The sequence below is a fragment of the Micromonospora sp. AMSO12t genome, assembly GCF_008806585.1.
Taxonomy (GTDB): Bacteria; Actinomycetota; Actinomycetes; order Mycobacteriales; family Micromonosporaceae; genus Micromonospora; species Micromonospora reichwaldensis.
On the sequence record NZ_WAAS01000218.1, the window covers coordinates 1 to 11,183 of the forward strand.

Below are 11,183 nucleotides of genomic sequence, written 5' to 3' on the forward strand. Positions count from 1 at the left end.
CCGAGCACGGGCCCGATCCCGCGGACACCCCAGCTCCGAACCCCCGCCCACCGTCGCCCGCGATCCCGCCCCACCGTGGTACCGGCGCGACTAGCCTCGACAGGAGGGCCGGGCGCGACGCCTGCGGAGGTGATTCGGATGGCCGCACCCACCGACGCGGCGGTGCTGGTCGGGCTCGGCACGGAGCGCAACCTGCCTGTGGTCAGGCTGGCCGCGCAGGAGGCCGCCGCGCACAACCGCCCGCTGTGCCTGCTGCACGCGTTCAACTGGGCGGCCGCGCTGCAAGCGCCGTCGGTCGCGGGACCACGCGCGGACGCCGAGGAGCTGATGTCCCGGGCCTCGGAGATCGTCGCCGAGGTCGAGCCGGGGCTGCCGGTGAGCGGCGAGATCGTCGAAGGCGCCCTCGTCGACACCCTGGTCCGCCGGTCGGAGACGGCGTTCCTGCTCGCCGTCGGGGACGGCGGCATGGCGACCAGCGGCGAGTGCGTGTCGGTGGAAACGCCCACGGTGCAGCTCGCCGCCCGCGCCGGCTGCCCGGTGCTGGTGGTCCGCCGGGAGCCGCCCCCGCAGGGGCCGGTGCTGGTCGGGGTGGACGGCTCCGACAGCTCGCAGGCCGCGTTGGAGTGGGCGTTCGAGTGCGCGGCCCGGCGGAAGGCGCGGCTGTCGGCGGTCCGCGTCGTCGAGTCGGAGCAGGGCGCGGAGGACGCCGAGTTGCTCGTCGGGTTGGTGGCGCGGTCGGCGCGCCGGTTTCCGTCGGTGGCCGTGGAGTGCCACACGATCCGCGGCGATCCCGGCGGTGTGCTGGTGGAGCAGTCCCGTTCGGCGCAGGTGGTGCTGGTCGCCGCCCGGGGCGACGAGCCGTGGCGGGGCATGCTCGGCGCGGTGAGTCAGGCGCTGCTCTATCACTCCCCCGCGCCGGTGATCGTCGTGCGCGGGCTGACGGGGATTTCGGGGGACGGGCGCGATGCCCGGCGCCCACGGGACCAACGGCCCTGATCCACACCGGCGTCGACCGGCGATGCTGGGGCCGGCCCGGACGAATCCGCGCTCCGAGGATGCAGGATTCCCCTACCCGCGAGAGGCTCATGCAGTATGGACACCGCTCTCGACCTGCACAGCCCCCTGACCGATGACGAGCTGCGCCGGCTGGACGCCTACTGGCGGGCGGCGAACTACCTGACCGTCGGGCAGATCTACCTGCTGGACAATCCGCTGCTGCGCGAGCCGCTGGCGCCCGAGCACGTCAAGCCGCGCCTGCTCGGCCACTGGGGCACCAGTCCCGGCCTGAACCTGCTCTACGCCCACCTCAACCGGGTCATCGTCGCCCGTGACCTGTCCGCCCTGTTCGTCACCGGCCCCGGTCACGGCGGACCGGCGATCGTCGCGAACACCTGGCTGGAGGGCACCTACAGCGAGCTGTACCACCACATCGGCCGCGACGAGGCCGGCATGGCCGGTCTGTTCCGCCAGTTCTCGTTTCCCGGCGGCATCCCCAGCCATGTGGCGGCGGAGGTGCCGGGTTCGATCCACGAGGGCGGCGAGCTGGGGTACGCGCTCAGCCACGCCTACGGCGCGGCGTTCGACAACCCGGATCTGCTGGTGGCCTGCGTCATCGGCGACGGGGAGGCGGAGACCGGCCCGCTGGCGGGAAGCTGGCTCTCCAACGTCTTCCTCAACCCGGCCCGCGACGGCGCGGTGCTGCCGATCCTGCACCTCAATGGCTACAAGATCGCCAATCCGACGGTGCTGGACCGGATCGACGAGGACGACCTCCTCGCCATGATGCGCGGCTTCGGCTACCAGCCGTACGTGGTCGCCGGCGACGACCCGGCGACGGTGCACCAGGCGCTCGCCGGCACGCTGGACCGGGCGATGGACGAGATCGCCGCCATCCAGCGGCGGGCCCGCTCGGGCGGCGCCGTCGAGCGCCCCCGCTGGCCGATGATCGTCCTGCGTACGCCGAAGGGCTGGACCGGTCCGCGGGACGTCGACGGCAAGCAGGTCGAGGGCACCTACCGCGCGCACCAGGTGCCGCTGTCCGAGGTGCGCAAGAACCCGGAGCACCTGGCCGCGCTGGAGCGCTGGCTGCGCAGCTACCGGCCGGAGGAGCTCTTCGACGCCACCGGCGCACCGGTCGCCGAGTTGGCCGCGCTGCCGCCCCGGGGCGAGCGGCGGATGAGCGCCAACCCGGTCACCAACGGCGGGGCGGTGCTGCGTGACCTGGCGTTGCCGGACTTCCGCGAGTACGCCGTCGACGTGCAGCGGCCCGGCGAGACCGTGGCCGGCGCGACCGGGGCCCTCGGCCCGTGGGTACGCGACGTGATCACCGCCAACCCGCAGACGTTCCGCCTCTTCGGCCCGGACGAGGTGGCCTCGAATCGGCTCGGCGCGGCGTTCGAGGTCACCGGCCGGGCCTGGATGGCCGGCACCGTGCCCGGCGACGACCACCTCTCCGCCGACGGGCGGGTGATGGAGGTCCTCTCCGAGCATCTCTGCCAGGGCTGGCTGGAGGGCTACCTGCTGACCGGCCGGCACGGCATCTTCACCAGCTACGAGGCGTTCATCCACATCGTCGACTCCATGGTCAACCAGCACGCCAAGTGGTTGAAGGTGACCCGGGGCATCCCGTGGCGCAGTCCGGTGGCCTCGCTGAACTACCTGCTCTCCAGCCACGTGTGGCGCCAGGACCACAACGGCTTCTCCCACCAGGACCCGGGCTTCATCGACCACGTGATGAACAAGAAGGCCGAGGTGGTACGCGTCTACCTGCCGCCGGACGCCAACACCCTGCTCTCCACGATGGACCACTGCCTGCGCAGCCGGCACTACGTCAACGTGGTGGTGGCCGGCAAGCAGCCCGCCCCGAACTGGCTGTCGATGGACGAGGCCGTGCAGCACTGCCGGCGCGGCATCGGGATCTGGGACTGGGCCAGCACGGACGCCGGCAGCGAGCCGGACGTGGTGCTCGCCTGCGCCGGGGACGTGCCGACGCTGGAGACGCTGGCCGCCGCGGACCTGCTGCACCGGCACCTGCCGGAGCTGAAGGTGCGGGTCGTCAACGTGGTCGACCTGATGCGCCTGCAACCGCCGACGGAGCACCCGCACGGGCTGTCGGACAAGGAGTTCGACACGATCTTCACGCGGGACAGGCAGGTCATCTTCGCGTACCACGGCTATCCGTGGCTCATCCACCGGCTGACCTACCGGCGGACCAACCACGAGAACCTGCACGTACGCGGCTACAAGGAGGAGGGCACCACCACCACGCCGTTCGACATGGTGATGCTCAACGACCTGGACCGTTTCCACCTGGTCATCGACGTCATCGACCGGGTGCCGGGGCTGGCCGACCGGGCCGCCCACCTGCGGCAGGAGATGGTCGACGCGCGCCAGTCCTGCCGGGACTACACCCGCGAACACGGCGAGGACGACCCCCGGGTCGCGGAATGGCGCTGGGTCCGCGAGACGGACCCGGGACTCCGGGGGGACCAGTGAGCGCGAGGAGTGAGCTTGCGAGCCCCGCAGTCGCGAACGAAAGGCAAGCCCAGTGAGCGCGAGGAGTGAGCTTGCGAGCCCCGCAGTCGCGAACGAAAGGCCGGCACCAGCGGGCGCGAGGAGTCACCTGGTGACCCCCGCAGTCGTGAACGAGAGGTGGACCCGATGAGCGGCAACGAGATCCTGGTCGGCTACGACGGCTCCGCCGACGCCTCCGCCGCGCTGGAGTGGGCGCTGGAGGAGGCCGGCCGCAGCGGACGGCCGGTGCGGTTGGCGTACGTCTTCGAATGGCTCACCGTGGCCGGCTGGATCGGTCCCGGCGTCGCTCCCGGCGTCTGGCCGGACGAGACGGCCCGCCGGCAGGTCGAGGAGCTGGTTCGCAAGGCGGCCGCGGACGCGTCCGCCGCGCACCCGGAACTGACCGTCACGGGTGAGGTGTTCGACGGGCCGCCCGCGCTGGTGCTCCAGGAACGTTCGGCGCAGGCGGACCTGCTGGTGCTGGGCACCCGGGGACACGGCGGCTTCGGCGGGCTGCTCGTCGGCTCGACCGCGGTGGCCGTCACCGCCCACGCGCACTGTCCGGTCGTGGTGATCCGCGGCGAGTCGGCCGCCGGTGGGCGCACCGGGCACGTGGCGGTCGGCGTCGACGGGTCCGAGTCTTCGCTGCTGGCGCTGGGCTTCGCGTTCGAGCAGGCCGAGGCCCGGCGGGCGCCCCTGCACGTGGTGCGGGCCTGGCAACCGCCCACCGGCCAGCGTCCGCCGTCGGGCCCCGATGCGCGGGAGGCCACGGCGGCCGACCGGGCCGAGCTGGACGAGTCGGTTGCGCGGTGGAGCACGACGTTTCCCGACGTACCGGTGACCGTCGAGGTGGCGGAGGACCGGCCGGCGTCCCTGATGGTGGACGCGAGCCGCAACGCGTGCCTGGTGGTGGTGGGCACCCGGGGCCGGGGCGGCCTGAAGGGGATGCTGCTCGGCTCGGTCAGCCAGCAGCTCATCCAGCACGCGCACTGCCCGGTGGCGGTGGTCCGGGAACGCTGAGCGGCCGGCGGGCGCGTTCACCGGCTCTCGGCCGGTTCCGCCGGGCTGAGCGAGAAGTAGTCCTCCTCCTCCTGGGCGAGGTGCAACCGCAGGATGGCCGCCAGGCCGTAGAGGGCGGCGAGCAGGTCGGTGAGCTGGTCCCGGCGCAGCGGGCCGTCGCCGGCCTGCGCGAGGTGGGCGCCGATCCGGTCCACCAGCCGCCGGATCTCCACGTGGGCGCGGCTCATCGTCGACGTCGCCTCGGCGCTGCCCAGCGGGTCGGCCAGCGCCGGATAGAGCTGGTGCTCCTCGGCCGCCTCGTGCGGCAGCACCTGGCCGACCAGCCGGCGGTGTGTCTCGCGCAGCGTCGGCAGGCACTGCGGCGCGTCCGGCGCGGTGGCGACCAGGTCGGCGGTGTCCCCCAGCGCGGCGAGCACGTCGCGGATCCCGCCGTGTTCGGCCGCGTACCGGTCGAGCAGCTCCCGGGTGCCCGGCGGCACGTCGCGGCGGCGCAGCCCGCCCCCGAGGGCGCGCAGCGCGTTGAGGATCACCAGCACGTCGATGCCCTCCTGGAGGAACGCCCCGGCGACCGGCGGGAGCCAGCCCAGGGACGCGGCCAGCATCGCCAGCACCGCCAGGCCCATCCCCACGCTGGCGCTCTGCACCGCGATCCTGCGGGCGTACCGGGCGATCTCCACCGCGTCGGCGAGCCGGTCCAGCCGGTCGACGGTGAGCACCGCGTCGGCGACGTCGGCCGAGGCGGTCGCCCCGGTGGCGCCCATGGCCACGCCGACGTGCGCCTCGGCGAGGGCGGGGGCGTCGTTCACCCCGTCGCCGACCATCACGGTGACGGCCTGGCGCGCCTCCTCGCGTACGCGGGTCGCCTTCTCCGCGGGCGCGCACCGGGCCACCACGTCGTCCACGCCCACCACCCCCGCCACCTGGGCGGCGACGTCGGGCCGGTCCCCGGTGACCATCACGATGCGCCGCAGCCCCGCCTCGCGCAGCCGGCGCACGGTGCGGCGCGCGTCGGGGCGTACCGGGTCCTCCAGCAGGATCGCCCCGAGCGGGTCCCGCTCGCCGCTGACCCAGACCACCGAGCGGCCGGCCAGCTCGGCCCGGGACCGGGCGCTCCCCGCCCAGTCGGGCAGGTCACCGTCGAGCTGGCCGACCCGCACCTGCCGCCCGTCGACCGACCCGCGTACGCCCCGGCCCGGTTCCTCGGTCACCCCCGCCGGCTCGGTCAGCGACAGGCCCCGCTCGCGCGCCTGCGCCACCAGCGCGCGGGCCAGCACGTGCGGGGAGAGCTGCTCGACCGAGGCGGCGAGACGCAGCACGTCGTCGCGGTCGCCGCCGGGGGCGGCCACGACCTCGGCGGCGCGGGGACGGCCGGCCGTCAGCGTGCCGGTCTTGTCGACCAGCAGGGTGCGGGCCCGGCCGAGCAGCTCCAGCGAACCGCCGTCGCGGACCAGCACCCCACGGCGGGCGGTACGGGACAGCCCGGACACGATCGCGATGGGGGTGGCCAGCAGCAGCGGGCACGGGGTGGCGACCACCAGCACGGCCACCGCCCGGACGAACTCCCCGGAGAGCAGCCAGCCCAGCCCCGCCAGGACCAGGGTGAACGGCACGAACGCGGCGGCGTACCGGTCGGCGAGGCGCACCATCGGCGCCTTGTGGGCGGTCGCCTCCTCGGCGAGCCGGACGATCCCCGCGTACGTGCTTCCCGCCGCGTCGCGTGTCGCGCGCATGCCGAAGCCTGCGCCGGCGTTGACCACGCCGCTGGCGACCTGCTCGCCGGCCGCGCGCCGCACCAGCCGCGACTCGCCCGTCACCACCGACTCGTCGAGGGTCACCGGCTCGTCGACCTGCCCGTCGACCGGCACCACGTCGCCCGGCCCGACCAGCAGCCGGTCGCCCGCTGTCACCCGGTCCAGCGGCACCTCCTCGACGCTGCCGCCCGGGCCGCGCCGCCGGGCGGTGCGGGGGGCGCGGGCGAGCAGCGACCGCAGGTCCCGGGTCGCCCGCCCCTGGGCGTACGCCTCCAGCGCCCGTCCCGTGGCCAGCATCACCGCGATCACCGCCCCGGCCAGGTACTCCCGCACCACCAGCGCGCCGACCAGGGCCAGCACGGCGATCACGTCCACCCCGAACTGCCGGCGCCACAGCTGCCGCAGCACCGACCAGGCGGCGGGCAGCAGGGCGGCCACGGTGGCGGACGCCCACACCACCTCGGCCGCGCCCCGGCGGCCGGCGAGCCACAGCACCGCCCCGGCCAGCACCAGCACCGTCACCCCGGCCAGGGGCGCCCAGAGCAGCAGGCGCGAGCGGTCCCGCCGTACCGGCTGCTCCGGCACGCACTCCCGCGGTTCCGTTCCCACCTGCGGATCGTCTCAGCGCCCACCGCGCCCGGGAGGGCATCCGCGCGAACCGGCAGGGGCTAGCTGCCCTGCCACGCGGGGACCTGCGTACCGTGCGTCGGCAAAGGGGATGGCGCAGGATGGAGCGGCAACCCCGCCCGGGGCACCGTCGGGCTGGGGCACGATGGGGAGAAACGGAAAGGTCGTGACCATGAGCCACGAGACACCGGCGGCGGAGCGTCCGCTGACCACCGCACTCGCGGAGGCCGCCGCGACGGCCGGGCACGCCCCGTCGGTGCACAACAGCCAACCGTGGCGGTGGCGGGTGCTGCCGAACGCGCTGGAGCTGCGGGTGGTCCGCGATCCGAAGCTGACGGCGACCGACCCGGAGGGCCGCCTGCTGGCGTACAGCTGCGGGGCGGCGCTGCACCACGCGCGGGTCGCGCTGACCGCGGAGGGCTGGACCGCCGTCGTGGAGCGGATGCCCGACCCGACCGACGAGGACCTGCTGGCCCGGCTGACCGGAATGGCCCGCGCGGAGGCCGACCCGGAGGCCATGCGCCTGGTGCAGTGCATGCAGGTGCGGCACACCGACCGGCGCCCGGTCAGCGAGGAGCCGGTGCCGACCGCCGCTCTCGGGGAGATCGCCTCGGCGGTCGCCGCCGAGGGCTGCCAGCTCCAGTTCCTCGACCGCGACAACGTCCTGGAGCTGGCCGCGGTCGCCAGCCGCGCCGCCTCGGTCGAGGCGGAGGACTCGCAGCTGCGCGAGGAGTTGGAGTACTGGACCAGCCGGGCCGGCACCGGCACCGGCCTGCCGCCGGAGGTGCTGCCCGCGGAGGCGCCGCAGACCACCGTGCCGGCGCGCGACTTCGGCCGCCCCGGCACCCTGCCGGTCGGTCCCGGGCACGACCGGGCCGCCGTGTACGGGCTGCTCTACGGCGACGAGGACGAGCCGGACAGCTGGCTGCGCGCCGGCGAGGCGCTTTCGGCCGCCTGGCTGACCGCGACCCGGCTCGGGATCTCCGTGGTGCCGCTGAGCGGGGTGGTGGAGGTCGCGGGCACCCGGCAGACGCTGCGCGGGCTGCTGGCCGGCCTCGGCTACCCGTACCTCGTGATCCGGCTGGGGCTCGCGGACCCGGCGCACGCGGGCCCGCCGCACACCCCGCGCATGGAGGCCGCGCAGGTGGTCGACACCTCGGCGGTCCGCTCCCCCGACGCGTAGGGCGGCAGGACCACGGCCACCGGGCGGCTACCATCGCCCGGTGGCCGCCAGCGAACCGAGTCCCCGCCCCGAACCGCACGTGACCCCCTCGCTGGGGCTCAGCCCGCTGTCCCGGGTACGGCTCGACGAGCTGCTCCAGGAGATGCTGGACCGGGTCGGCGAGGTGGTGACCAGCCGGGAGCGGCTGCGCGCCCTGCTCGACGCGGTGGTCGGCATCGGCACCGACCTGGACCTGCGCAGCACCCTGCAACGGATCGTGGAGTCGGCCTGCGAGCTGGTCGGCGCCCGCTACGGCGCGCTCGGCGTGATCGGCCACGACCGCCTGCTGCACGACTTCATCACCTACGGCATCGACGCGGAGCTGCACGCCAGGATCGGTGACCTGCCCCACGGGCGGGGCGTGCTCGGCCTGCTCATCGACGACCCCCGCCCGCTGCGGATGCCCGACATCACCCGGCACCCGAAGTCCTACGGGTTCCCGCCGCACCACCCGCCGATGCACAGCTTCCTCGGCGTTCCCGTGCGCATCCGCGACCATGTCTTCGGCAACCTCTACCTGGCCGAGAAGCAGGGCGGCACGCAGTTCACCGAGGACGACGAGGAGATCGTCGTCGCGCTCGCCGCCGCCGCCGGCGTGGCGATCGAGAACGCCCGCCTCTACGCGCTGGCCCACCGCCGGGAACGCTGGCTCGCGGCGACCGCCGAGATCACCACCGTGCTGCTGGGCGAGGTGCGCCGTACCGACGCGTTGACGCTGGTGGCGCGGCGCGCCCGCGAGGTCGCCGAGGCGGAGGTCGCCCTCGTGCTGCTCTACGACCCCGACGGCGAGAAGTTCACCGTCGAGGTGGTCGACGGGGCCGACGAGCAGGCCGGCGCCCTGGTCGGCACCGCGCTGCCGGCGGCCGAGACGAGTTTCGCCGCCGCCGTCATCGAGGGCCGGCACGACCAGGTGGCGGACCTGGCCCACGCCGCGCCCTGGCCGGCGCTGCTGCGCACCGGCCCGGCGATGATCGCGCCGCTGGCCACCGCCGACACCCTGCACGGGGTGCTGGTGATCGCGCACCGGCCCGACCGGGCGCCCGTCGCCAACGACGACGACATGGCCCTGCTGGGCAGCTTCGCCGGGCAGGCCGCGCTGGCCCTGGAGCGGGCCCGCGGGCAGGAGGAACGGGAGCTGCTGGTGGTCCTGGAGGACCGCGAGCGCATCGCCCGCGACCTGCACGACGTCGTCATCCAGCGCCTCTTCGCCACCGGCCTGCAGTTGCAGAGCGCCGCCCCGATGACGACGAAGCCGGAGGTCGCCCGGCGGATCAACGCGGCGGTCGACGACCTGGACGCCACGATCAAGGACATCCGCCGCACCATCTTCGAGCTGCGCACCCCGATGAGCGCGGCGCTGCGCACCGAGATCCGGGAGGCGATCGAGGTGGCCGCCGAGTCGCTGGGCCATCGGCCCCGCCTTGAGCTGAGCGGGCCGATCGACAGCGCCGTCCCCGACGCGGTCCGCCCCGACCTCACCGCCGTGCTGCGGGAGGCGCTCTCCAACGCCGTACGGCACGCGCAGGCCGACCGCGTGACCGTGGCGGTGCGGGTCGACGCCGGCCGGGTGACCGTGACCGTCACCGACGACGGGGTGGGCTGCGACCCGGCCGCCGCGCGGGGCGGCCTGGTCAACCTGCGCGAGCGCGCCGAGCGCCACGACGGCGAGTTCGTGGTACGCCGGGCGGTGCCCCGGGGCACCGAGGTGTGCTGGTCGGTGCCGCTGCGCGACTGAGCCCGCAGGCGGTGCCGCTGGGCAGCTGGGCCCGCAGGCGGTGCGGCTGCGCGTCTGGCCCGCAGGCGTCAGTGGGACTTGCCGAGGAGGCGGGTGGCGAGGACGGCCGCCTGGGTTCGGCGCTCCAGGCCCAGCTTGGCCAGCACGCTGGAGACGTAGTTCTTCACGGTCTTCTCGGCCAGGAACATCTTCCCGGCGATCTCCCGGTTGGTGAGGCCCTCGGCCACGTACTCCAGGATCCGCCGCTCCTGCTCGGTGAGTGACTTCAGCTCGCGCGGCTGCTCGACGCCGCTGCGGATGCGCTCCAGCACCCGGGTGGTGATCGCCGGGTCGAGCAGCGACTGCCCGGCCGCCACCCGCCGGACCGCGTCGACCAGGTCGGTGCCGCGGATCTGCTTCAGCACGTAGCCGGACGCGCCGGCCATGATCGCCGCGAAGAGCGCCTCGTCGTCCTCGTACGAGGTGAGGATCAGGCCCTTGATCGAGGAGTCCACGGCCCGGACGTCCCGGCACACGTCGATGCCGTTGCCGTCGGGCAGCCGCGCGTCGAGGATCGCCACGTCCGGCCGCAGCGCCGGGATACGCCGGGCCGCCTCCTGGGCGAGGCCGGACTCGCCGACCACCTCGATGTCCCCGCTGCTTTCCAGCAGGTCGGCCAGGCCACGGCGGACGACCTCGTGGTCGTCGAGCAGGAACACGCGGATCATCCCTCGTTTCTACCCGCTTCCCACCGCTTCCCGCACGGGCCGAAGGTCCCGAACCGGCAACGCCCGCGCCACCGGCGGCCCGAACGGACCCTCCGACCAGCGGCGGGGCGGTCGAGCCGAGTCACCGGCCCGCGACACGGCCGAAGTCCCGCACGTGCGGCGGGCCGGTCGGGCCCGGCGGGACGGGACGTCCGGCCCTGCCCGGGCTACGCCCCGGTGACGCACCGTGGAGACGTACCACCCGCCGGCGCACGATCTGCCACGGAAGGAGCACGACCATGGAGACCCGCTTCACCGTCGAGCAGCTACGGGCCGCCGCCACCGACGCCGTACGCGCCCCGTCGCTGCACAACACCCAGCCGTGGCGGTTCCGGCTGCGCGACGGCGGCATCGAGGTGCTGGTCGACCCGGACCGGCGGCTGCCGGCCACCGACCCCACCGGCTGGGGCGTGCGGATCGCCTGCGGGGCGGCGCTGTTCAACCTGCGGCTCGCCCTGGCCGTTGCCGGCACCCCGGCGACGGTACGGCTGCGCCCCTACCCGGCCGAGCCGGACGTGGTGGCCCGGCTGGTGCCGGACGTGCCACGCCGCCCCACCCCCGGCGAGCAG

Annotated in this window: 7 protein-coding genes and 1 pseudogene; 6 read left to right on the forward strand and 2 right to left on the reverse strand. The window is 74.8% G+C overall.

Annotation, left to right across the window (positions count from 1 at the left end; all coding sequences use genetic code 11):
- Positions 1-138: 138 nt before the first annotated feature.
- The 3 genes from F6X68_RS24830 to F6X68_RS24840 all read left to right on the forward strand — a co-directional run bounded on the left by F6X68_RS24830 (position 139) and on the right by F6X68_RS24840 (position 4,533).
- Positions 139-996 (forward strand): universal stress protein, encoded by an 858-nt coding sequence (locus tag F6X68_RS24830; RefSeq protein ID WP_151456546.1) that lies wholly within the window; start codon positions 139-141, stop codon positions 994-996.
- A gap of 96 nt (positions 997-1,092) precedes the next feature.
- The gene (locus tag F6X68_RS24835) at positions 1,093-3,495 is read left to right on the forward strand and encodes a phosphoketolase (RefSeq protein ID WP_151456547.1); all 2,403 of its coding nucleotides are present in this window, start codon (positions 1,093-1,095) and stop codon (positions 3,493-3,495) included.
- 165 nt (positions 3,496-3,660) lie between these two features.
- Positions 3,661-4,533, forward strand: a complete 873-nt coding sequence (locus F6X68_RS24840) for a universal stress protein (protein ID WP_151456548.1) — start codon at positions 3,661-3,663, stop codon at positions 4,531-4,533.
- A 17-nt stretch (positions 4,534-4,550) separates the two neighbouring features.
- On the opposite strand, the gene F6X68_RS24845 is transcribed toward F6X68_RS24840, so the two are convergent.
- Positions 4,551-6,893 (reverse strand): heavy metal translocating P-type ATPase, encoded by a 2,343-nt coding sequence (locus tag F6X68_RS24845; RefSeq protein WP_151456549.1) that lies wholly within the window; start codon positions 6,891-6,893, stop codon positions 4,551-4,553.
- Positions 6,894-7,083: 190 nt separating this feature from the next.
- Here F6X68_RS24845 and F6X68_RS24850 point away from each other — a divergent pair, with 190 nt between their 5' ends.
- Positions 7,084-8,094, forward strand: coding sequence for a nitroreductase (locus F6X68_RS24850; RefSeq protein ID WP_151456550.1), 1,011 nt, complete (start codon positions 7,084-7,086; stop codon positions 8,092-8,094).
- Between the two features lie 142 nt (positions 8,095-8,236).
- Positions 8,237-9,868 carry a GAF domain-containing protein gene (locus F6X68_RS24855; protein ID WP_225852405.1) on the forward strand — a complete coding sequence of 544 codons (1,632 nt, stop codon included), beginning with the start codon at positions 8,237-8,239 and terminating at the stop codon, positions 9,866-9,868.
- A gap of 68 nt (positions 9,869-9,936) precedes the next feature.
- Here F6X68_RS24855 and F6X68_RS24860 read toward each other — a convergent pair whose 3' ends face one another.
- Positions 9,937-10,575 carry a response regulator transcription factor gene (locus F6X68_RS24860; RefSeq protein ID WP_132233210.1) on the reverse strand — a complete coding sequence of 213 codons (639 nt, stop codon included), beginning with the start codon at positions 10,573-10,575 and terminating at the stop codon, positions 9,937-9,939.
- Positions 10,576-10,853: 278 nt separating this feature from the next.
- Between F6X68_RS24860 and F6X68_RS24865 the strand changes: the two are divergent.
- Positions 10,854-11,183, forward strand: a pseudogene (locus tag F6X68_RS24865) (nitroreductase); the annotation flags it as partial.

Excerpts from the sequence above, each read along its gene's own strand:
- F6X68_RS24840 (WP_151456548.1), top strand. The coding sequence starts at position 3,661 with ATGAGCGGCAACGAGATCCTGGTCGGCTACGACGGCTCCGCCGACGCC.
- F6X68_RS24855 (WP_225852405.1), top strand. The coding sequence starts at position 8,237 with ATGCTGGACCGGGTCGGCGAGGTGGTGACCAGCCGGGAGCGGCTGCGC.
- F6X68_RS24860 (WP_132233210.1), bottom strand. The coding sequence starts at position 10,575 with ATGATCCGCGTGTTCCTGCTCGACGACCACGAGGTCGTCCGCCGTGGC.
- F6X68_RS24835 (WP_151456547.1), top strand. The coding sequence starts at position 1,093 with ATGGACACCGCTCTCGACCTGCACAGCCCCCTGACCGATGACGAGCTG.
- F6X68_RS24830 (WP_151456546.1), top strand. The coding sequence starts at position 139 with ATGGCCGCACCCACCGACGCGGCGGTGCTGGTCGGGCTCGGCACGGAG.
- F6X68_RS24850 (WP_151456550.1), top strand. The coding sequence starts at position 7,084 with ATGAGCCACGAGACACCGGCGGCGGAGCGTCCGCTGACCACCGCACTC.